19 protein-coding genes and 2 pseudogenes are annotated in these 20,494 nt (G+C 71.9%); 9 read left to right on the top strand and 12 right to left on the bottom strand.

What is annotated here, in order from left to right:
* Nucleotides 1-11 precede the first annotated feature (11 nt).
* Nucleotides 12-644 carry a response regulator transcription factor gene (locus AB0D74_RS34875; RefSeq protein WP_351490902.1) on the top strand — a complete coding sequence of 211 codons (633 nt, stop codon included), beginning with the start codon at nt 12-14 and terminating at the stop codon, nt 642-644.
* Nucleotides 645-665: 21 nt separating this feature from the next.
* On the opposite strand, the gene AB0D74_RS34870 is transcribed toward AB0D74_RS34875, so the two are convergent.
* The 3 genes and pseudogenes from AB0D74_RS34870 to AB0D74_RS34860 form a co-directional block, all read right to left on the bottom strand.
* Nucleotides 666-1,427 (bottom strand): hypothetical protein, encoded by a 762-nt coding sequence (locus tag AB0D74_RS34870; RefSeq protein ID WP_362595854.1) that lies wholly within the window; start codon nt 1,425-1,427, stop codon nt 666-668.
* Nucleotides 1,424-1,966 (bottom strand): SigE family RNA polymerase sigma factor, encoded by a 543-nt coding sequence (locus AB0D74_RS34865; RefSeq protein WP_362595852.1) that lies wholly within the window; start codon nt 1,964-1,966, stop codon nt 1,424-1,426. The genes AB0D74_RS34870 and AB0D74_RS34865 overlap by 4 nt, the downstream gene beginning before the upstream one ends.
* Nucleotides 1,967-2,108: 142 nt before the next feature.
* Nucleotides 2,109-2,375: pseudogene (locus AB0D74_RS34860) on the bottom strand (MFS transporter); the annotation flags it as partial.
* A 259-nt stretch (nt 2,376-2,634) separates the two neighbouring features.
* Here AB0D74_RS34860 and AB0D74_RS34855 point away from each other — a divergent pair.
* Nucleotides 2,635-3,582, top strand: coding sequence for a transposase (locus AB0D74_RS34855; protein ID WP_362595850.1), 948 nt, complete (start codon nt 2,635-2,637; stop codon nt 3,580-3,582).
* A gap of 63 nt (nt 3,583-3,645) precedes the next feature.
* Nucleotides 3,646-3,840: pseudogene (locus tag AB0D74_RS34850) on the top strand (RNA-guided endonuclease TnpB family protein); the annotation flags it as partial.
* A 67-nt stretch (nt 3,841-3,907) separates the two neighbouring features.
* Here AB0D74_RS34850 and AB0D74_RS34845 read toward each other — a convergent pair.
* Complete coding sequence (locus AB0D74_RS34845; RefSeq protein WP_362595848.1) at nt 3,908-5,107, bottom strand: lipid-transfer protein; 1,200 nt, start codon at nt 5,105-5,107, stop codon at nt 3,908-3,910.
* A gap of 194 nt (nt 5,108-5,301) precedes the next feature.
* Between AB0D74_RS34845 and AB0D74_RS34840 the strand changes: the two genes are divergently transcribed.
* Nucleotides 5,302-7,050 carry an MFS transporter gene (locus tag AB0D74_RS34840; protein WP_362595846.1) on the top strand — a complete coding sequence of 583 codons (1,749 nt, stop codon included), beginning with the start codon at nt 5,302-5,304 and terminating at the stop codon, nt 7,048-7,050.
* A 302-nt stretch (nt 7,051-7,352) separates the two neighbouring features.
* Here AB0D74_RS34840 and AB0D74_RS34835 read toward each other — a convergent pair whose 3' ends face one another.
* The gene (locus AB0D74_RS34835; RefSeq protein WP_362595844.1) at nt 7,353-8,390 is read right to left on the bottom strand and encodes an aldo/keto reductase; all 1,038 of its coding nucleotides are present in this window, start codon (nt 8,388-8,390) and stop codon (nt 7,353-7,355) included.
* Nucleotides 8,391-8,596: 206 nt separating this feature from the next.
* Here AB0D74_RS34835 and AB0D74_RS34830 point away from each other — a divergent pair, with 206 nt between their 5' ends.
* From AB0D74_RS34830 to AB0D74_RS34815, 4 genes are all read left to right on the top strand, one after another.
* Nucleotides 8,597-9,250 (top strand): class I SAM-dependent methyltransferase, encoded by a 654-nt coding sequence (locus tag AB0D74_RS34830; protein WP_362595841.1) that lies wholly within the window; start codon nt 8,597-8,599, stop codon nt 9,248-9,250.
* A 22-nt stretch (nt 9,251-9,272) separates the two neighbouring features.
* On the top strand, nt 9,273-10,199 hold the full coding sequence (locus AB0D74_RS34825; RefSeq protein WP_362595839.1) for an N-acetylmuramoyl-L-alanine amidase: 927 nt from the start codon (nt 9,273-9,275) through the stop codon (nt 10,197-10,199).
* A 144-nt stretch (nt 10,200-10,343) separates the two neighbouring features.
* Nucleotides 10,344-11,150 carry a hypothetical protein gene (locus AB0D74_RS34820; protein ID WP_362595837.1) on the top strand — a complete coding sequence of 269 codons (807 nt, stop codon included), beginning with the start codon at nt 10,344-10,346 and terminating at the stop codon, nt 11,148-11,150.
* Nucleotides 11,151-11,246: 96 nt separating this feature from the next.
* Nucleotides 11,247-12,257 (top strand): LLM class F420-dependent oxidoreductase, encoded by a 1,011-nt coding sequence (locus AB0D74_RS34815; protein WP_362595835.1) that lies wholly within the window; start codon nt 11,247-11,249, stop codon nt 12,255-12,257.
* Between the two features lie 15 nt (nt 12,258-12,272).
* Here AB0D74_RS34815 and AB0D74_RS34810 read toward each other — a convergent pair whose 3' ends face one another.
* The 4 genes from AB0D74_RS34810 to AB0D74_RS34795 all read right to left on the bottom strand — a co-directional run bounded on the left by AB0D74_RS34810 (nt 12,273) and on the right by AB0D74_RS34795 (nt 16,609).
* Nucleotides 12,273-13,052: a hypothetical protein gene (locus AB0D74_RS34810; protein ID WP_362595833.1), complete on the bottom strand. Its 780-nt coding sequence runs from the start codon at nt 13,050-13,052 to the stop codon at nt 12,273-12,275.
* Nucleotides 13,039-14,634: a substrate-binding domain-containing protein gene (locus AB0D74_RS34805; RefSeq protein WP_362595831.1), complete on the bottom strand. Its 1,596-nt coding sequence runs from the start codon at nt 14,632-14,634 to the stop codon at nt 13,039-13,041. The genes AB0D74_RS34810 and AB0D74_RS34805 overlap by 14 nt, the downstream gene beginning before the upstream one ends.
* A complete protein-coding gene (locus AB0D74_RS34800) occupies nt 14,631-15,917 on the bottom strand; it encodes a hypothetical protein (RefSeq protein ID WP_362595829.1) in 1,287 nt (428 codons plus the stop codon). The genes AB0D74_RS34805 and AB0D74_RS34800 overlap by 4 nt, the downstream gene beginning before the upstream one ends.
* A 128-nt stretch (nt 15,918-16,045) precedes the next feature.
* Nucleotides 16,046-16,609, bottom strand: coding sequence for a hypothetical protein (locus AB0D74_RS34795; protein ID WP_362595827.1), 564 nt, complete (start codon nt 16,607-16,609; stop codon nt 16,046-16,048).
* Between the two features lie 137 nt (nt 16,610-16,746).
* Here AB0D74_RS34795 and AB0D74_RS34790 point away from each other — a divergent pair, with 137 nt between their 5' ends.
* The gene (locus tag AB0D74_RS34790) at nt 16,747-17,034 is read left to right on the top strand and encodes a hypothetical protein (RefSeq protein WP_362595825.1); all 288 of its coding nucleotides are present in this window, start codon (nt 16,747-16,749) and stop codon (nt 17,032-17,034) included.
* An 82-nt stretch (nt 17,035-17,116) separates the two neighbouring features.
* Here the strand turns inward: AB0D74_RS34790 and AB0D74_RS34785 are convergent, their stop codons facing one another.
* From AB0D74_RS34785 to AB0D74_RS34775, 3 genes are read right to left on the bottom strand one after another with little or no spacing between them, the layout of a single operon-like run.
* Entirely contained in the window at nt 17,117-18,187 is a 1,071-nt protein-coding gene (locus tag AB0D74_RS34785; RefSeq protein ID WP_362595823.1) for a prenyltransferase/squalene oxidase repeat-containing protein, read from the bottom strand.
* Entirely contained in the window at nt 18,184-18,942 is a 759-nt protein-coding gene (locus AB0D74_RS34780; RefSeq protein ID WP_362595821.1) for a class I SAM-dependent methyltransferase, read from the bottom strand. The genes AB0D74_RS34785 and AB0D74_RS34780 overlap by 4 nt, the downstream gene beginning before the upstream one ends.
* Nucleotides 18,936-20,366, bottom strand: coding sequence for a glycosyltransferase family 4 protein (locus AB0D74_RS34775; RefSeq protein ID WP_362595819.1), 1,431 nt, complete (start codon nt 20,364-20,366; stop codon nt 18,936-18,938). The genes AB0D74_RS34780 and AB0D74_RS34775 overlap by 7 nt, the downstream gene beginning before the upstream one ends.
* Between the last annotated feature and the right edge of the window lie 128 nt (nt 20,367-20,494).

Here is a 20,494-nt window from a genome sequence, read left to right as displayed (position 1 = left end):
CTGCGAACGAGATGCCCCGGGACCACCGGCCCGCCAAGTCCATCCGGGTGCTCCTCGCCGAGGACCAGGGGATGATGCGCGGCGCTCTCGCCTTACTGCTCGGGATGGAGCCGGACATCGAGGTCGTCGCCCAGGTCGGGACGGGCGACGCGATCGTGGACGCCGCGCTCGTCCACCGGCCCGACGTGGCCCTCCTCGACATCGAACTGCCGGGCATGAGCGGCCTGGACGCGGCGGCGGAGCTGCGCGAGCAGGCGCCGGACTGCCGGGTGCTGATCCTCACCACCTTCGGCCGGCCCGGCTATCTGCGCCGGGCGATGGAAGCCGGGGCGGCCGGATTCCTCGTCAAGGACGGGCCGGTCGAGGAGCTGGCCCGGGCGATCCGGCGGGTGCTCACCGGGGAGACCGTGGTGGACCCGGCGCTCGCCACCGCCGCGCTGAGCGCCGGGCCGAACCCGCTCACCGCCCGCGAGTGCGACGTGCTGAAGGCGTCGGTGGACGGCGCGACCGTCGCCGACATCGCGGCGAAGCTGCACCTGTCGGAGTCGACGGTCCGCAACTACCTCTCCGCCGCGATCGGCAAGACCGGCACCCGCAACCGGGCGGAGGCGGTACGGGAGGCCCGGCAGCAGGGATGGCTGTGAGCCACCGGGAGGACCGTCGGGCTACTTGATCACCTCAGCCGTCCCGGGCCGAACCCCCTGGGGCGCCAGGCAGACGAACCAGCTCACCGGGGATCCGGCGGCGGCGGTGGGCCGGGCGAAGTAGCTCGTGCCGTTGTCGAAGGTGCACTCGACCAGCTTGGCGGTGCCGGCGACCATGCCCACCACCAGCCGGTTCGGTCCCTCGCCGTCCTCCTCGGTCAGCGGCACCCCCGCCGACTCCAGGTCATGTCCGGTCAGCTTCTCCCACTTCGTCACCGTGTCGAACATGATCGGCCTCAGGCGGTCGTCGCCGTACCGCAGGGTCACGTAGTGCGACGTCTTGCCGACCAGGTCCGCGAGCCGGGGCTGCGCGCCGTCGGCGATGCCGAACTCCCGCATCGCCTCCAGCTGCTGGGCCGCCTCCGTCCTGTCGTGCGGCGCCGCCCAGACGGAGAGCAGGACCTGCCAGTGCTTGCCGTGGTCGTCACCACTGGCCAGCTCCGAAAACCGGGCCTTCGACGCGTCCCACACCTCGTGCGCCACCTGCGCCCGGTGTTCCCGGGGCAGTCCCGTCACCGCCAGCGTCGCCCCCGCCGACCCCGCCAGCACCGCGACCGCCGTCGCCGCCACCGCCCAGCGCCTGGTCCGGCGCCGTCGGCCGCCGCGCATGACCGCCTGCACCGGGGCTATACCGATCTCGACCTCGTCCGCGGCGTCCGCGAGCAGGAGGGCGATGTCCGACTCCGTCTGTGTCATGCCGTGGTTCTCCCGGTCCGTGCTCATCGGTTGTGCCCTCCCTGCGTCACCATGTCGGCCAGTCCCGGTATGGCACGGAGTTTCGCGATCCCCTTGGCCGCGTTGCTCTTCACCGTGCCGACCGAACAGCCCATCGCCTCCGCCGCCTGGGTCTCCGTCAGGTCCTCCCAGTAGCGCAGCACCACCGCCTCCCGCTGCCGTGGCGGCAGTTCGGCGAGCGCCGTGAGCAGGGTGCTGCGGTCGTCGGCCTGGGCGATCCGGTCCCCCGTGTCCGGGATCTCGCGGACCAGGCCCGAGTCGTCCTTCGGGGCGAGGAACTCCTTGAGTTTCCTTCTGTGCCTGCGCGCGTGCGCGTTGATCATCACGCGCCGCACGTACGCCTCCGGGTCGTCGGCCGAGCCGACCTTCCGCCACGCCACGAAGACCTGTTCGAGCGTCGACTGGACCAGGTCCTCGGCGGCGTGCTGCTCCCCCGTGAGGAGAAATGCCGTACGCATCAGCCGCGGCCAGCGGCCGACCATGAAGCTCTGGAACTCCTCGTTCCGAGCGTCCTTCCGCTCCCCCATGGGCACCTCCTAGATGTAAGAAGGAGTCCGCGAGCCGCCCGGACCGTTGCCCGCCGTCCCGGAATTCTCCGGCCTGCTTCGCGGCGGCCCTCCGGCCTACCGCGCGACGGCCCTCCGGTCTACCGCGCGACGGTCCTGCGGCCTACCGCGCGGCGGCCCCGCGCCGCGGCAGCCACAGCAGCATCAGCACCGCCCCGCCCAGCAGCAGCCCGGTGCCGGTGCGGAAGGCCGCCGCGTACCCGTCCGTCAGGGCGGCCGGCCCGCCGTCCGGGCCCGTCCGGGCCGCCGCGATCGTCGACATCACCGCGAGCCCCAGCGAACCGCCCATCGTCCGCGAGGTGTTGACCAGTCCCGAGAGCAGCCCGGCCTCGGCCGGCGCCGCCCCGGACGTGGCGAGCGCGGCGAGCGGGATCCTTCGCGCAGGGCGCCCCGCCCTTCGGGGCCGGGGTGAATGCGTGCTCCCGCGGAGCGGGACAGGGATGAGTAGCCGCCAGGGCAATTCCTCGTCTCCGCGCACAGACCTGAGGGCGGCCTCGGATGGTCGGTGGTGGCAAGTCGAGGGCTTTGTGGCCGGGGATTCCCTGGGGGCATGGTGTGTGGGTCACTCTCATGGGTGATGTTGATCGAAGACATACGCGGGTGGGGAACGGGGTGGCTAGGTTCACGGCATGTCACGTTTCCGGATGTACCCGACGTCTGCGCAGGCGGAGCAGATGCTGTTGCACTGCGCGCACGCCCGGTACGTGTGGAATCTGGCTGTGGAGCAACATGCGTACTGGAGGCCGGGCCGGGGGTCCGGACCGGGTTTTGCGGAGCAGTGCCGCCAGCTGACCGAAGCGCGTGCCGAGAACCAGTGGCTTGCCGCCGGGAATGCGGACGTGCAGCAGCAGGCCCTGAGGGACTTCGCCAAGGCCAGGAACGCTCGCTTTGCCTCCGGCTTTGGTGAGCCGACCTGGCGCAGGAAGCACGTGCACGAGGGTTTCCGTGTCATCGGTACTGATCGCGTACCCGAGTACAAGCCCGACGGCAGCGCGAAGCTGAACCCGAAGAACGGTAAGCAGGTCATGGGCCGTTCCGTGGTCGTGCAGAAGCTCAACCGGCGGTGGGCGCGGGTGAAGGTGCCCGGCTGTGGCTGGGTGCGTTTCCGTCTCACTCGTGCCGCACTGCCTGCCGCGAAGACGTTCCGGGTCACCTTCCGCAACGGGCAGTGGCATGTGGCTTTCGCCGTCGTTCCCGAGCCGATCGACGCGCCGACGGCCGACGGGGTCATCGGCATCGACCGGGGCGTGACCATCACGGCCGCTCTGTCCGACGGCCGGAAGCTGAACTGCCCGCAGCTCACGGTCAAGGAGCGCGCGCAGATCCGCAAGCACCAGCGGCGCACAGTTCGTGCGCCCAAGGGAAGTGGTGCCAGGGCCACCGAGTACGCGAAGGCCGCCCGGTTGAAGGCACGTGAGGCGAACCGGCGCAAGGACTGGTGCGTGAAGACCAGCACCATGCTCGCTCGCACATACGACGTGATCCGCTTCGAGAAGCTGAACATCAAGAACATGACCCGCTCGGCGAAGGGAACCATCACCGAGCCGGGTAAGAACGTCCGGCAGAAGGCCGGCTGAACCGGGGCATCCTTGCTCAGGGCTGGGGTCTGCTGAGACGGCGCACCGAGCAGAAGGCTCAGCCAAGCCGACTTCGTCTGCGTGTCCTGCGCGTTCACCTGCAATGCCGATGAGAACGCAAGTATCAACGTCGCGGCAGGACAGGGCGGGATCCCCCGCTCCCGGCAATCAGCCGGTGCCGGAGGGGTGACAGCGGCCATCGGCCGTTCGAGCGCCCGTGAACCTCAACCCACCTGGGTTGGAATCCTCCTCTTTTGAGAGGGGGAGGATGTCAAATGCAGAACATCGCCGACAGTGCGGCGGGCATACGGCCCGCTCCTACGGCCTACGCCGCCCGCCGGAACAGCGTCACCACCGCCGCGCCGCCCAGGCCGATGTTGTGCGCGAGCCCCACGCGCGCCCCGGGCACCTGCCGGTCGCCGGCCGTGCCGCGCAACTGCCAGACCAGTTCGGCGGTCTGGGCGAGGCCGGTCGCGCCCAGCGGGTGCCCCTTGGAGATGAGCCCGCCGGAGGGGTTCACCACCCAGCGCCCGCCGTAGGTCGTGGCGCCGGACTCGACGAGCTTGCCCGACTCGCCGACGGCGCACATGCCGAGCGCCTCGTAGGTCAGCAGCTCGTTGACGGAGAAGCAGTCGTGGAGTTCGACGACGTCGACGTCCTCGATGCCGAGTCCGGAGCGGTCGTACACCTGCCGGGCCGCGGCCCGTGACATGGGCTGGCCGACGACGTCGATGCACGAGCCCGACGCGAAGGACTCCTCGGTGTCGGTCGTCATCGCCTGCGCGACGATCTCGACCAGCCCGGTGAGGCCGCGCCGTTCGGCGAACCGCTCGGAGACGACGACGGCCGCCGCCGCGCCGTCGGAGGTGGGCGAGCACTGGAGTTTGGTGAGCGGGCGGTGGACGGTGCGGGCGGCGAGGATGCCGGCGACGTCGTACACGTCCTGGAACTGGGCGTAGGGGTTGTCCGCCGAGTGCCGGTGGTTCTTGGCGGCCACGGCGGCGAGCTGGGCCTCGGTCGTGCCGTACCGCTCCATGTGCTCGCGGGCCGCGTCGCCGAAGATCTGCGCGGTGGGCGGGGTCATCTCGAAGCCGTGCCGGGCGGCCATGACGCCGTAGTGCCGTGCGACGGGGGACGTCGAGAAGTCGCCGCCGTCGGCGCCGCCGCCCAGCGCGCCCCGCTTCATCTTCTCGAAGCCGAGGGCGAGGACGCAGTCGGCCGCTCCGCCCTCGACCAGCTGGCGGGCGAGCATCAGGGCGGTCGCGCCGGTGGCGCAGTTGTTGTTGACGTTGTAGACGGGGACGCCGGTGAGACCCAGCTCATAGGCGGCGCGCTGACCCGCGGTCGAGGGCTGGAAACAGTAGCCGACAGGAACCTGTTCCACGTCGGTGTAGGAGATCCCGGCATCGGCGAGCGCGGAGCCGCCGGCCTCCCGGACCATGTCCCAGTACTGCCAGTCGCGGGTCTCGGGCTTCTCGAACTTGGTCATTCCGACCCCGGCGACATACGCCTTCACAGCAGCCATGACGCGTGAGATTAGAACACGTTCCACTAACAGGCCAGACCCTGACGGCAGATCAGAAACCCATGGGACGGTCAAGGATTCGTTAGCAGCTCGAAGCAACGGAATAGTTGCCTGTGCATACGAGGTTTACCGAGCACTTATCCCGCACGCATGCCGTACGTCCCGTCACTCTCTCGGCCCGGAGGCCCCACCCCATGACGCACACGACCGACCAGCCCGCCCGGGGCGCGAGCGGGGCCGTCGTCCCGGTCCTCGCCTTCGCGGGCATCGTGGTCGCGGTGATGCAGACCCTGCTCGTTCCGGTCATCAAGGACCTCCCGCAGCTGCTGGGCACCGAACCCAGCAACGCCACCTGGGTCCTGACCTCGACGCTGCTGTCCGGCGCCGTGGCCACCCCCATCATGGGCCGCCTCGGCGACCTCTACGGCAAGCGGCGGATGCTGGTCCTCAGCCTCGCCGTGATGGTGGCCGGCGCGCTGGTCAGCGCGCTCACCAACGACCTGCTCACCATGATCGTCGGCCGGACCCTCCAGGGCTTCGCCATGGGCGCGATCCCGCTGGGCATCGGCCTGATGCGCGACATGCTGCCGCGCGAGAAGCTCGGCTCGGCGATGGCGCTGATGAGCTCCTCGATCGGCGTCGGCGGCGGCCTCGCGCTGCCCGCCGCGGCCCTGGTCGCGCAGCACATGGACTGGCACGCCCTGTTCTACGGCGCCGCCGGCCTCGGTGTGCTCTCCATAGCCCTGACCCTCCTCGTCGTGCCGGAATCCCCGATGCGCGCGGAGGGCTCCTTCGACGTGCCCGGCGCGATCGGCCTGTCGGCCGGTCTGGTGCTGCTCCTGCTGCCCATCACCAAGGGCAGCGACTGGGGCCGGTCGTCCGGCACCACGCTGGGCCTGTTCGCCGCCTCGGTGGCCGTCCTCCTCCTCTGGGGCCTCTTCGAGCTGCGCCACTCCGCCCCGCTGGTCGACCTGCGCACCACGGCCCGCCCGGCGGTGCTCTTCACCAACCTCGCCTCGATCATGGTCGGCGTCAGCTTCTACGTCGTCTCGCTGGTCCTGCCGCAGCTGCTCCAGCTCCCGAAGGCCACCGGCTACGGCCTCGGCCAGTCGATGGTCAGCGCCGGTCTGCTGGTCGCCCCGCTGGGCCTGACGATGATGTTCACGGCGCCCGTCTACGCCCGCCTCTCCGCCAAGTACGGCCCCAAGACCACCCTGATCCTCGGCATGCTGATCATCGGCATCGGCTACGGCGCCGGTCTCGGCCTGATGAGCGCGGCCTGGCAGAGCCTGGTCATCGCGGTCGTCCTCGGCGCGGGCATCGGCCTCGCCTACTCCTCCCTCCCTGCCCTCATCGTCGGCGCGGTCCCGGCCTCGGAGACCGGCGCGGCGAACGGCCTCAACACGCTGATGCGGTCCATCGGTACGTCGGTGTCCAGCGCCGTCATCGGCATGGTGCTGGCCAACACCGCGAACCACGTGGGCGGCGTCGCCATCCCGACCATGCACGGCTTCCGCGTCTCGTTCCTGATCGCCACCGGAGCGGTCGCGGTGGGTCTGGTCCTCGCCCTGCTCCTGCCGAAGCGGAGCCGGCCGGCCGAGGTCGCCCAGCACACGCAGCTGCGGGCGAGCAGCGAGGAGGACGCGGTGCTCGCGGGCGCCGAGGAGGTGCTGCGCGGCTTCCGCGGCCGGGTCCTGGACGCGACGGGCGTGCCGGTGGCCCGTGCCAAGGTGACCCTGATCGACCGGCGGGGGCGGCAGGCGGGGGCCACGGTGTCCGGCGAGGACGGCACGTATGCGCTCGCGGTGCCGGCGGAGGGGGCGTACGTGCTGGCCGCGAAGGCGGCGGGCCACGGGCCGCTCGCCTCGTCGGCGACGCACGCCGGGGACGAGCGGGCGGTCGACCTGGACCTGGCGCTGCCGGGGGAGACGGTCAGCGCGTGACACTCCGTGGGGGGGGGCGGCCGAGTACGTTGCGGTCGCCCCCCTTTTGTCATGGGAACCGGGGGATTCGGTGGGACGTGCCGCTGTGTGCCGTCTGGCGTCTGCGGCAGCGTTGTGGCTGGTCGCGCAGTTCCCCGCGCCCCTTACGGGGCGCTCAACCTTCGGGGCGCTCAACCTTCGGGTCGCTCGGCCTTCGGGTCGCTCGGCCTTCGGGGCGCTCGGCCTTCGGGGCGCTCAACCTTCGGGGCGCTCAACCTTCGGGGCGCTCGGCCTTCGGGGCGCTCGGCTTTCGGGGTGGCCGGTCAGGGCGTGGTCGGGCGCCTGCGGGTGGTTGGGTCGGTGAGGGACGGGGGCTGCCAGACGCCGTCGGCTCGGTAGAGGTCGGTGCCGGGGGGCACGATGTCGTCGATGCGGTCCAGCACCGCGTCGTCGAGGACCAGTTCGGCCCCCTTGAGCAGCGCGGTGAGCTGGTCCATGGTGCGCGGGCCGATGATCACCGAGGTGACGGCCGGGTGCACCAGCGGGAAGGCGACGGCCAGCTCCGGCAGGGTGCAGCCGATCTCCTCGGTGAGGGCGACGAGCCGCTCGACGGCCGCGTACTTGGCGGCGTTGCCCGGGAGCCCGGGGTCGAAGCGGTGCGGGGTGAGCTTGGCGCGGCCGGTGCCGAAGTCGACGGTCCGGCCCTCGCGGTGGGCGCCGGAGAGGAATCCGGAGGCGAGCGGCGACCAGGTCAGCACGCCCATGCCCAGGCGCTGCGCGGTGGGCAGCACGGCCCGTTCGATGCCGCGGGCGAGGACCGAGTACGGCGGCTGCTCCGTGCGCATCCGCATCAGCCCGCGCCGCTCCGCCACGTGGTGCGCCTCGACGAGGTCCTCCGCGGGGAAGGTGGAGCAGCCGAACGCCCGGATCTTCCCCGCCGTCACCAGGTCGCCGAGGACGGACAGGGTCTCCTCGATGTCGGTGGTGTGGTCGGGGCGGTGCACCTGGTAGAGGTCGATCCAGTCGGTGTCCAGCCGCCGCAGGCTGTCCTCGACGGCCTTGACGATCCAGCGGCGCGAGTTGCCGCTGCGGTTGCGGCCCTCCCCCAGCGGAAAGTGCACCTTCGTGGCGAGCACCACGTCGTCGCGCCTGCCCTTGAGCGCCTTGCCGACGATCTCCTCGCACTCACCGGCCGAGTACATGTCGGCGGTGTCGACGAAGTTGATGCCGGCGTCGAGCGCCGCGTTGATGACGCGGGCGCCGTCCTCGTGGTCGGGGTTGCCGATGCCTCCGAACATCATCGTGCCGAGGCAGTGGGTGCTGACCTCGATGCCGGTCTTGCCGAGGACGCGGTAGCGCATGTCGGTGCTCCGTCACAGGTGGGGCGGCGGGTTGGCGGCGTCAGTGTAGGTGTTGGAGTGCACTTGAGAGCCAGCCCCTGCGGCCAACCCCGGTGCCGTACAGCCGACTTGACCGCCACACACCCCCTGTCGACCGGCCCGCGAAGCACGTGCGGCAGCATGGAGGTCCGGACAGCGGACACGAGTGCACGAGTGAGAGGACGCCCATGACGGCGGCAGCCCCCAAGCCCGAGATCCTGGCCGCGTTCGAGGCGGCGAAGGGGTTCATGCCCGTCGGCGAGGGGCTCGCGCTGTACACGGCCGCCGTCGAGGCGGGGCGGCTCGGCCTGCCGTTGCTGGAGGTCGGGACGTACTGCGGGCGCTCGACCGTCCTGCTCGCCGACGCGGCCCGCGCGGCCGGGGTCACCGCGGTCACCGTCGACCACCACCGGGGCAGCGAGGAGCAGCAGCCGGGCTGGGACTACCACGACCCGGAGACCGTCGACCCGGAGATCGGCCTGATGGACACGCTGCCCGCCTTCCGGCGCACCCTGCACCGGGCGGGCCTGGAGGACCACGTCGTCGCCGTCGTCGGCCGCTCCCCGCAGGTCGCCGCGTTCTGGAACTCCCCGCTCGGCCTCGTCTTCGTCGACGGCGGCCACACCGACGAGCACGCCACCGCCGACTACGAGGGCTGGGCCCCCCATCTGGCCGAAGGCGGGCTCCTCCTGATCCACGACGTCTTCCCTGACCCGAAGGACGAGTTCACCGGCCAGGCCCCTTACCGCGTCTACCTCCGCGCCCTGGAGTCGGGCGCCTTCACGGAGGTGTCCGCCCACGACTCGCTGCGTGTGCTGCGGCGAACGGGGGCGGGGATCTGAGGACGCGGTTAGAGTCGCAGACGTGTCGTACACAAGCCCGGAATTCGATCCCCCGCAGCAGCGCCGGTTCCGGCGGGCGCCGCTTGCCGTCGGTCTCGCCGCGCTGGTGCCCGGTGCGCTGCTCGGATGGGTGGTGTACGAGGGCGTCGGCAGGTCCGGCGGGAGTTCCGGCGGGTCCGGGCAGGCGGGGGCGGCGACGCCCAAGTCGGCGGGGGCGGTGCCGGGCGACGACGCCAAGGTGCCGGGCGCGAGCGCGAGCCCGAGCGCGGGCCGCCCGCTGCAGGGCAAGGTCGTGGTCATCGACCCGGGGCACAACCCGGGGAACTTCCAGCACACGTCCGAGATCAACCAGCAGGTGAACATCGGGACGAACTGGAAGGAATGCGACACGACGGGGACGTCCACCAACGCCGGCTACACCGAGGCGCGGTTCACGCTCGACGTCGCGGACCGGCTGCGGACCCTGCTGGAGAAGCAGGGCGCCACCGTGAAGCTGACGCACGACGGGGACCAGCCGGCCTGGGGGCCGTGCGTGACGCAGCGCGCGGAGATCGGGAACGCCGCGCACGCCGACGCGGCCATCTCCATCCACGCCGACGGAGCGCCCGAGGGCGACCGCGGCTTCCATGTGATCCTGCCCGCGTCCGTGCACTCGGGCGCCGCGGACACCCGCCCGATCGTCGACTCCTCCCGCACCCTCGGCGAACGCGTCGAGAGCGACTTCGCGAAGGTCACGGGCAGCGCGCCCTCCAACTACGTGGGCAACGGCACCGGTCTCGACGTGCGCCAGGATCTCGGCGGTCTCAATCTGTCAACAGTTCCCAAGGTGTTCATCGAGTGCGGCAACATGCGCGATAGCAAGGACGCGGCACTGCTGACCAGCGGGGCCTGGCGGCAGAAGGCGGCGCAGGGGATGTCTGAGGGAATCGTGAGTTTCCTGCGCGGGTAGGCATCGGCGGGCCCCTCCGGGCGGACACCCTGATCGTTCGGACGATAGGGTCCTTCCTAGGATTCCTACGATCGATTCCTACGATGAGGGGCACACCCCCGCGACGCCTCCTCCGCCGACGAGACGACCCACGAAGGACCTGAAGTGAATATCCGCTCCCTCACTAGAGGCGACGGCGCGGTGATCGGAGCAGCGGTATTGCTGTTCGTCGCGTCGTTCCTCGACACGTTCGACAAGTCCGGCCCGAACGCCTGGGACAACCTCGGCCTGGTGATGAGCATGTACGTCGGCGGCATCGCCGGCGCGGTCCTGATCGTCCTCGCCCGCGCGCTGCCGCAGCCGTTCAAGTTCGTCGGGCTCGACCTGGGCCAGATCGGCGTCGGCCTCACGGTGTTCTCCCTGTGGACCGCGTTCTGGTCGACCATCGACCCGCTGGGCGCGTTCTCCGACGAGCTGGGCGGCGCCGACGTCGGCGCGGGCTCCGGCCTGATCCTCGGCCTGATCGCGACGCTGGTGCTGGCCGCCGCCGCGATCGCCACCCCGCTGGTCCCGGCGCTCCAGGCGGCCCTGGTCCCGGCCCCCAAGCCGCAGGCCCCGCAGCCCTACGGCGCCCAGCCCCCCGGCGGCTACGGCTACCCCGGTGCCGGTGCCCCGCAGCCCGGCCAGCCCTACGGCGCGCAGCCGCAGCCGCAGCCCGGCCAGCCCTTCGGCCAGCAGCAGCCCCCGGCCGCCACGCAGCAGCCGCCGGCCCCCGACTTCTCGCCGTTCTGGTTCGCCGTACCGGTGGCACGGCCGTTGTTCGCGGAGGACGGTTCGACCGCGCCGATCGCCGAACTCGCGCCCGGCACCTGGTACTTGGCGGTCGAGCAGCGCGGTGGCGCGCTGGTGGCGCAGACCCAGGACGGCCGCCGCGGCGTGCTCCAGGACACCTCCGGGATCCAGCGCGGCTGAACGGCCCCGCACGTACGGCCCCTTGCCCTTCCGGGTGAGGGGCCGTTGTCGTACAGTCGCCCGGCAGTCGATCTGACGTGACGTCAGGAGGTGGCCATGCGGCTCGGGTTGGCACTCGGCTACTGGGGGCGCGGGCCCTCCCCCGACCATGTGCCGCTGGCACGGGAGGCGGAGCGGCTCGGATACGACTCGGTGTGGACGGCGGAGTCCTGGGGCTCGGACGCCTTCACCCCGCTCACCTGGATCGCCGCGCAGACGTCGACGATCAAGCTGGGTACGGCCGTCGCCCAGATGGCGGCCCGGTCGCCGACCACCACCGCGATGCACGCGCTGACCCTGGACCATCTGTCCGGGGGCCGGATGCTGCTCGGCCTCGGGCTGTCCGGGCCGCAGGTCGTCGAGGGCTGGTACGGCCGCCCGTTCCCGAGGTCGCCGCTGACCGCGACGCGGGAGTACGTGGACGTCGTACGGCAGGTGCTGCGCCGGGAAGGGCCGGTGGCGGTGGACGGGCGCTTCCACCCGCTCCCGTACCGGGGGCCGGACGCGACCGGCCTCGGCAAGCCGCTGAAGCCGATCACCCACCCGCTCCGCCCCGGCCTGCCGGTCCTGCTCGGCGCGGAGGGGCCGAAGAACGTCGCCCAGACGGTCCGGATCGCCGACGGCTGGCTGCCGCTGTACTGGGCGCCGAGCCGGCCCGAGGTGTACGGCCCGGCGGTCGGCGAGCTGCCCGAGGGGTTCCTGGTCGCGCCGATGGCCCAGGTCAAGGTCTGCGACGACGTGGCCGCCGGGCTGCTGCCCGTGAAGGCCATGCTCGGCTTCTACATCGGCGGGATGGGGCACGCGGCCCGCAACTTCCACGCCGATCTCATGGCCCGCATGGGGTACGCGGAGGAGGCGCGGCGGATCCAGGAGCTGTTCCTGTCGGGGCGGCGGGAGGAGGCGGTGCTGGCGGTGCCGGACGCGTTCGCCGACGAGATCTCGCTGGTCGGCCCGCGCGAACGGATCGCCGAGCGGCTGGAGTTGTGGCGCAAGGGCCCGGTGACCGACCTGCTGGCCCTGGCACCGGACCCGCACACCCTGCGGGTGCTGGCCGAGCTCAACTCCTAGCCGTACGGCTGCCGTTCAGCGGAAGACGGCGAGCGGGTCCAGGGTCAGCTCCCGGGCCTGGCGGTTCCAGCTGCGGACCTTGCCCAGGCAGCGGGCCTGGAACTCGACGCCGTCCGGGTACTCCTCGTCCCGGAACTCCTCGCGGACCCCGGAGACCGCGCAGGCCATCCTGACGTGGGCCGGCTCGTCCGGGGCGGTGCCGTAGCCGGCCCGCAGCACGAGGGTGCGGTCGCCGAGCCTGCGGGCGGTGAAGCGGCCCGTGACCCAGACGAACTCCGGCATCACGTCGCTCAGCGCGACCCGCTCGGCGTGCCGCTCCCGCAGCCGCTCGCCGAGCGCCCGGTTGGGCACGATCCGGTCGGTGAGCAGGTCGGCGTCGACGATCACGTCCTCCTTGCGCATGGTGTCCATGAGCAGCCGTATCACCGTGATCGGGGTGTTCTGCCGGACGTACTTCGTGACGCGTTCCCGGGTGATGTCCTGGGTCGCGCTCCCGTCGCCGAGGCCGAGCCGGCCCTTGAGCCCGAACCCGGTGGTGACGTTGGTGCGGTCGGCGACCTCCTGCTCCAGGGCCGCCGCGAAGCCGCCGCTCTGGAAGAGGTCCATCACCCGCTGCTCGTGCAGGTAGAAGCACATGCCGTGGACGGTCCGCCCGCCGCCACGGCCGCGCCGCCGGCGGACGAACGCCGTCCCGCCGCACCCGGCGAGGACCGCCCAGCCCAGGACCGTCAGCACCCACAGGAGGGCCCACGGCCATCCCCACACGCCCCACCACTCGCGGTCAACGGCAGCCACGGATCTCCTTGAACGCCTCGGAGAGGGAGGAGAGCCCGGCGTCGACCATACGGCCCCCGGTGGCGGTTGCGGCCCGCTCCAGGGCGCCGGTGTCGGCCTCTCCGAACGGGACGGTGAACGTCGGCACCGCCTCCGCCGGGGCGCCGAGCGTGTCGTACCGGCGCCTGAACTCCGCATAGGACAGGCCGGAGTTGCTCTCGCCGTCGGTCATCAGGACGATCGCCACCGGCCGTTCGGGCCGTGCCCGCACCGCGTCGGCGGCGATCCGGTAGCCGCGGTCCAGCGCCGACCACACGGCGGTGGCGTCGTCGAAGCCGCCGTCGGCGACCACCCGGCCGAGGGCGCGCAGATCGGCGTCGCCGCGGACGGTCACCGTACGCTCCTGGAGGACCCGGCCGCCGAAGCGGACCACGGTGAGCCGCTCCCCCCGGTAGAAGCGGGTGAACTTGCCGCCCGCGGACCGGTCGGCACCGCTCAGCCCCGCGAACGCGGCGCGCAGTGCGGCGATCCGCCCGCCGCGCATCGAGGTGGAGAAGTCCAGCAGGAACACCACCTGGTCGGCGGTCCGGTCGGCGGGATCGCCGTAGTCGTCGACCAGTTGCTCGACGACGGCGAGACGGTCAGGGAAGGACAGGGCGTTGCCGACGGAGGTGCGCAGCGCGGGTGCCGGGGTGACGTCCGGGTTCACCGGCCGCCGGTAGGTCGTCTCCATCAGCCTGCGCTGGGCGTCGGCGCCGAGCAGCCAGTCCACCACCTTGCGGTACGCGTCGCGTTGTGCCGGGTGGAGGAGGAGCAGCGGGAAGTCGGAGAGCACCATGCCGTCGTCGGGGTGGACGATCTCCAGGGGCCGGCGCAGCTTCCGGGTGGCGTTCAGGGAGAGCAGTTCGGACTCGTGGGCGATGAGGGCGTTGGCCCGGTCCTGGTGGGCCGGGTAGCCGGCCAGCAGGTCGCGGGAGCTGGCGCCGGTCAGGGTCTGGCCGGAGCGGAAGCCCCGCAGCCGGTCGCAGGAGACGTCCTGGGCGCGCAGCGCGCCGCCGGTGCCGGCCGCCGCCGTGGCCACGCCGACCAGCGCGGCCCGTCCGGTGTCGCTGCGCCGTGGGTCGGCCATCCCGAACCGCACGACGCCCCGGGCTGCCGCGTCCGCGATGTCCGCCCAGCTCAGCCGTCCCCCGGGCACCCCCTCGCGGAGCCGTTCGGCGACCGAGGGGGCGAGCCCGACCACGACGGGTGAGCGCATGATCGGCGCCGACTCGGGCCGCGCCGTGTTCTTCCCGGACGCCTGCAGCCCCAGCAGGAACGAGCGGTCCGAGACCGGCCAGGCGAGGTCGTACGAGGATGTCCCGGCGGTGTCCGGCTGCCCGGTCAGGTCGGCGGCGGCCTGGTACGTCATGTCGAGGCGGACCCCGGTGTCCTCGGCCAGATCGTCCAGCAGCGGTGCCACGTCGGCGAGTTCGGGGCCGGCGAGGACGCGCAGGGTGACCGGGCGGGCGTCGTGTCCGCCGCACGCGGTGGTGAGGGCGGCGGGCAGCAGCAGGGCGAGGGCCAGGCAGGCGGTGCGAACCGCCCGTGCGTGCCGGCTCACCGCCCGTCCCCGGCCGGCGGCGGGCAGTTGCCCACGTAGGTGATGATGTCCTCCAGGACGTCCAGGGCGGGCTCGTACACCTTGGTCCGGTCGGTGTTCTGCCGGGGCACCTGGATGCCGTGGTCGCGCAGGTAGGCGTTGAGCCGCTCGCTGGTGCCGTCCTCGCCGCTGAACCGCACCCGGAAGCCGAGCTCCACCGCGCGCTCGCGCAGTTCGGGGTCGTTCTGCATCAGGTCGACGAGCCGGTCGCCCCGCGGGCTCAGGGAGATCAGCTGGGGTTCGGTGAGGGCGTAGGGGGTGGGGTAGAGCAGGACGCGGCCGGTGTCCTGGCGGTGGTGCCTGTCGTGGTACTCGATCTGGTGGGCCAGGTACTGGTGCTCGTAGATCACCGAGACGGGTGCGATGCTCTCGCCCAGGTCGGAGAAGTAGCTGTCGGCCTGTTCGTCGGCCCACATGCCCTGGAGGTCGATCAGGGGCCGGACCTTCTCGGCGAGCCTGCGCACGGCGGCGGAGGCGGCCTCGGGGTCGTCGGAGTGCGTGGTGCCGGGGGTGGTGTTCCCGCCCGCGACGAAGGCCAGGATGCTCAGGTAGGTGCCGGCCGAGTTGGACTCGCAGACGCTGGAGGTGCGCACCAGCACCCGGCCGCTGTTGCTGCGCCCGCTGACCTCGCGGTAGCCGATCCCGTTCCAGGTGTCCGCGGTACGGCCGGAGCCGTCCCCGCTGTTCTGCGGGTCGTCCCTGCCGTCGAGCAGGCCCGTGAAGCGGCGCATGTCGAGGTCGTAGTAGAGGGTGCGGTCCGCGTCCGAGCCGGGCTGGGGGCGGGCCACCCCGGCCTTGACCAGGGTCTCGGCGTAGTCCCGGAAGGTCGCGAGGACCAGCGGGGTGACGAAGGGGCGCGCGGACTTCGCGGACATCCCCTGCTGCCGGTCGATGATCATCTTCGCGGCGGGCTGGCCGGACGGGAAGACGACGTCCATGCCCTTGAGGGACTGGGTGGCGATGCCCCGGGAGCCGAGGCGGTGGATGTCCACCCGGATGCCGTGCCTGAGCAGCAGCCGCTGGACCTCGCGGTCCTTGAAGAAGTCGGACTTGGAGGCCATCTTGGCCTCGATGGTGACGACGCTCCGGTAGGGCCGGGGCACGTCGGCGGGCAGCAGCAGGGAGAGCGGGCCGGCCAGGGCCAGCGGCAGGGCGAGCAGAACACGGCGGGGGAAGCGGCGCCGGGGTCTTCGGCCTATGCCGAGCCGGGGCTCGTCGGCGGTGACGGGTCTGGAGTCGGACACCTGCGCTCCTGCCTCTCCGGGGGCAGGATCATCGGGTACCGCCTCGAACGGCCCCCGCCGGAAGCGTCAACTCCGGCCGAACACGGGGCGAACGGCTCACCGGCGCCTTCCATCCGCAACTCTGCTTGCTAGTGGGTGAGTTGAGATGCCTTGGGCACCTGGTTGGTGACCGGGGCGCCGGCGCTCTTGCCCGCGTCCTTCACGCTGTTGATGACGTCGTTGAACGAACTCGCCGCGTTCGTGTCGCCCTTGCGGAGCTTGGCCGGCAGGTCCTTCAGGCCGTCGATCGCGGCGGTGAGCGGTGCGATCGCCTTGGAGAGCAGGGGATCGCCCTGGGCGTTGCGCTGGGCGGCCTTGAGCCGGTTGTAGGCGAAGGTGCCGGCCAGGCCGGCCTTGACGAGGGCGAAGGTGCGGCCGTGGGAGCCCTTCTTGAACTTGCCGGCCTTCCACGGCTTCACGATCCACTGGTAGGTCGCGCCTGCGGCCAGACCCGCGTTGGCGACGAACCGCGTCTTGGCGAGCTTCTGTCTCTGCGCGGACGTACTCGGACTGGGCGTGTCGGCCACCGGGGCCACCGCTATGCCGGTGTCGACGGCCTTGCTCCGGGCGCTGCCGGCGCAGGCGGTGACGCCGGCGACCAGGGCGCAGCAGAGGGTGAGTGTGACGACGAGGCGCCGTATCGGTACGGGCACGGGGTCCTCCCGTGTGTCTCGGTGTCCTCCCCGAGCGGGTTGCTTCCTCCGGCAGCCTCACCCAGATGGCGGCACCTCGCCACTCGGGGAGGACGCGGTTCAGGTTTCAAGGACCGTTCAGCGGCAAGCCGCAGGGTATGTCCTCTGAACGCGGTGCCAATCAGGCCGGTAGGGTCGTCGCGCTCGTCGCCGACGTCATGGCCCTCATCCTGGGCCTCTGGATCCTGATGTACCTGTTGGACGCGAACCGGGCGAACAGCCTGGTCCAGTTCGTCCACGACGCGGCCGACTGGCTGGCCGGCTGGTCCCACGACCTGTTCACCTTCGACAAGGCATGGGCGCGAGTCGTGGCCGGCTACGGCCTGGCCGCGGTGGTCTACCTGTTCATAGGCCACGCGATCGCCAACCGCATGCACCGCCACTGAAGCGCCCCCGAAGGGGCGCGGGGAACTGCGCGAGCAACCACGACGGACCCGCACCCGCCGTAGCACGGAACCCCCCGCCCCGCTAGGCGCAGCAGTCCACCTCAAGCCCGGACGGAAGCTCCCCGCCCCCGAAAACGGCGCACGTCGCGTCGTGCCCCCCGAGCGCGGCGACCGCCAGCAGCAACGACCCCGCCGTCCACGTCGTCAGCTCCCGCGGCCACACCGCGTCGTCCTCGAAGACGTACCCGGTCCAGTACAGCCCCGACTCGGCGTCCCGCAGATGCTGGATGGACTGGAGAACCTCCAGCGCCCGGTCGGACTCCCCCACCGCCCACAGCGCCAGCGCCAGCTCCGCCGACTCCCCGCCCGTCACCCACGGGTTGGGGACGACGCACCGCACCCCGAACCCGGGCACGACGAACCGCTCCCAGTCCTTCTCGATCCGCGCCGCGGCCTCCGCCCCGGTCAGCGCCCCGCCGAGGACCGGGTAGTACCAGTCCATCGAGTACCGGTCCTTGTCCAGGAACCGCTCCGGGTGGAGCCGTATCGCGTGCCGCAGCGCGCCGACCGCCAACTCCCAGTCCGGCTGCGGCTCCTCCCGCTGCTCGGCGATGGCGAGCGCGCAGCGCAGCGCGTGGTGGATCGACGAACTCCCGGTCAGCAGCGCCTCGTCGGTGGGCGAGCCGTCGTCCTCGCGGCGCCAGCCGATCTCGCCGCCCGGCTGCTGAAGCCGCAGCACCCACTCGACGGCCGCGTAGACGGCGGGCCACATCCGGTCGAGGAACGTGTCGTCGCCGGTGGACAGGTAGTGGTGCCAGACGCCCACGGCGATGTACGCGACGAAGTTGGACTCGCGGGCGCGGTCGGTGACGTCGTCGTGCGCGCCGTCGGCGTAGGCCGCGTACCAGGAGCCGTCCTCGTTCTGGTGCCGGGCCAGCCAGCGGTACGCCCGCTCGGCGGCGGCGTGCTCCCCGGCCGCGTCCAGCGCCATCGCGGCCTCGGTGTGGTCCCAGGGGTCGAGGTGGTGCCCCCGGAACCACGGGATCGCGCCGTCCTCCCGCTGCACGGCGAGGATGCCGCGGACGGTCGCGGCGGCCTGCTCGGCGGTGAGGACCCCGGGCAGGACGAGGTGTTCTGTCCGGGGGGTGGTCACTTGGCGGCCACCCCGGCATCGGCCTTGTCGGCGACCGCCGGCAGGTGCGGCTTGGTCGCGTACACGACGAAGCTCTTGCCCAGCACCGGGTTCAGCGCCTGCTCGGCGATGCGTGTGGCCAGTGGCTTCTTCATGATGTCCCAGACCAGCAGCTTGTGGTACGCCCGCACCGGCAGCGCCTTGTCGTTGTCGACGCCGAACGCGCACTTCAGCCACCAGTACGGCGAGTGCAGCGCGTGCGCGTGGTGGCTGCCGTAGGGCCGCAGCCCGGCTTCCCTGATCTTCCCGACCAGCTCGTCGGCCTTGTAGATGCGAATGTGGCCGCCCTCGACCTCGTGGTACGCGTCGGAGAGCGTCCAGCAGACCTTCTCGGGGCCGTAGCGGGGCACGGTGACGGCGATCCGGCCGCCGGGCCTGAGGACCCGCACCATCTCGGCGAGCACGCCCTTGTCGTCGGGGATGTGCTCCATCACCTCGGAGATGATGACGACGTCGAAGGACTCGTCGGGGAACGGCAGGGCCAGGGCGTCGCCCTCCATGGCGGTGGCGGTGGCGCCCGCGGGGGCCTCGCCGGCCTCCTTCATCGCCGCGAACCACTTGGCGACCTCGCGGATTTCCTCGGCGTTCTGGTCGAGGGCCACGACCTGCGCGCCGCGCCGGTAGCACTCGAAGGCGTGCCGGCCCGCCCCGCAGCCGAGGTCCAGGACGCGGTCGCCCGGCGCGAGCGGGAACCGGGAGAAGTCGACGGTCAGCACGTGGCCCTGCTTTCACTCTCGTGACGAACACCAGCTGAGGCCGCTGAGCGGCCGGGACTGCGGGGCGCGGAGGGGGTGGCGGACCCGGCCTCGGAGCGGCCGGAGGCGGCGCCGGTGCCGGTCCCTGCGCGGGCGATCGCCTCGCGGTAGCGGGCCACCGTGCCCTCCGCGGCGCGTGCCCAGGTGTAGTGCCGCAGCACCCGCTCACGGCCCGCCCGGCCGAGCCGCAGCCGCAGCTCCGGGTCGCCGAGGAGCCGGCTCAGCCCGGCCGCCAGCGCGCCCGCGTCGCCCGGCGGTACCGCGAGGCAGGTCTCCCCGTCGCGTCCGGCGACCTCGGGGATCGCGCCGCCGGTGGTGGCGACCAGCGGGGTGCCGGTCGCCATGGCCTCGGCGGCGGGCAGCGAGAAGCCCTCGTAGAGCGACGGCACGCAGGCGACCTCGGCCGAGCGGACCAGGTCGACGAGTTCGGCGTCGGAGATGCCCTTCACGAACTCCACGGCGCCGTCGAGGCCGTAACGTTCCATCGCCTGCGCGACGGGGCCCTCGGTGGGCCGCTTGCCGACGACGACGAGGTGGGCGGCGGGGTGCTCGGTCCGTACCTTGGCGAGGGCCTCGACGAGGTAGACGAGCCCCTTGAGCGGGACGTCCGCGCTGGAGGTGGTGACGATCCGGCCGGGCACCTGCGGGACGGCGGGATTCGGCGCGAAGAGGTCGGTGTCGGCGCCGATGTGGACGACGTGGATGCGGTCCTCGCGTACGCCGAGGTGGTCGACGATCTCCTGGCGGGAGGTGCCGGAGACGGTGAGCACGGAGGGCAGCCGGCGGGCGACCCGCTTCTGCATCCGGGTGAAGGCGTACCAGCGCCGTACGGAGTACCGCCGCTTCCAGCCCTCGGCGGCGTCCAGCTCCAACTGCCGGTCGACGGTGATGGGGTGGTGGATGGTGGTGACCAGGGGGGCGCCGATGTCCCCCAACAGGCCGTACCCCAGGGTCTGGTTGTCGTGGACGACGTCGAACTCCCCGGCGCGGGCGCGCAGATGGCGGCGGGCGCGCAGGGAGAAGGTCAGCGGTTCGGGGAAGCCGCCGGTCCACATGGTCGCCACTTCGAGGGCGTCGACCCAGTCCCGGTACTCGTCCCGCTTCGGCGTCCGGAACGGGTCCGGGGAGCGGTACAGGTCGAGGCTGGGCAGCTCGGTGAGGGTGAGGCCCGGGTATCCCGCGTCGAGGACGGGGTACGGCTGCGAGCCGATCACCTCGACCCGGTGCCCGAGCCGGGCCAGCTCGCGCGACAGGTGCCGTACATAGACACCCTGGCCGCCGCAGAACGGGTTCCCTTTATAGGTGAGGAGCGCGATGTCGAGCGGTCGCTCGCCGTCGGCGGCGGGTTCCTCGTCGGCACCCGCCCGACTGGCCTCAGCGGTCACTCCGGGCCCCCTTCTCCCTGCAGTTTCCCGTGAGATTACGCCGGGACGCTAATCTAGAACAAGTTTCAGACTTGATCGTTCAAGAGGCTCTGAATCTACCGGCAGGTAGGGGCGGAGTGAGCAGTGGA

This window comes from Streptomyces sp. NPDC048278 (assembly GCF_040652195.1).
GTDB lineage: Bacteria > Actinomycetota > Actinomycetes > Streptomycetales > Streptomycetaceae > Streptomyces.
This window is presented reverse-complemented; position numbering and strand designations above follow the sequence as displayed.

Coding starts and splice junctions, on each gene's coding strand:
- AB0D74_RS34875 (WP_351490902.1), top strand. CDS start 12: ATGCCCCGGGACCACCGGCCCGCCAAGTCCATCCGGGTGCTCCTCGCC.
- AB0D74_RS34870 (WP_362595854.1), bottom strand. CDS start 1,427: ATGAGCACGGACCGGGAGAACCACGGCATGACACAGACGGAGTCGGAC.
- AB0D74_RS34865 (WP_362595852.1), bottom strand. CDS start 1,966: ATGGGGGAGCGGAAGGACGCTCGGAACGAGGAGTTCCAGAGCTTCATG.
- AB0D74_RS34855 (WP_362595850.1), top strand. CDS start 2,635: ATGTCACGTTTCCGGATGTACCCGACGTCTGCGCAGGCGGAGCAGATG.
- AB0D74_RS34845 (WP_362595848.1), bottom strand. CDS start 5,107: ATGGCTGCTGTGAAGGCGTATGTCGCCGGGGTCGGAATGACCAAGTTC.
- AB0D74_RS34840 (WP_362595846.1), top strand. CDS start 5,302: ATGACGCACACGACCGACCAGCCCGCCCGGGGCGCGAGCGGGGCCGTC.
- AB0D74_RS34835 (WP_362595844.1), bottom strand. CDS start 8,390: ATGCGCTACCGCGTCCTCGGCAAGACCGGCATCGAGGTCAGCACCCAC.
- AB0D74_RS34830 (WP_362595841.1), top strand. CDS start 8,597: ATGACGGCGGCAGCCCCCAAGCCCGAGATCCTGGCCGCGTTCGAGGCG.
- AB0D74_RS34815 (WP_362595835.1), top strand. CDS start 11,247: ATGCGGCTCGGGTTGGCACTCGGCTACTGGGGGCGCGGGCCCTCCCCC.
- AB0D74_RS34790 (WP_362595825.1), top strand. CDS start 16,747: ATGTCCTCTGAACGCGGTGCCAATCAGGCCGGTAGGGTCGTCGCGCTC.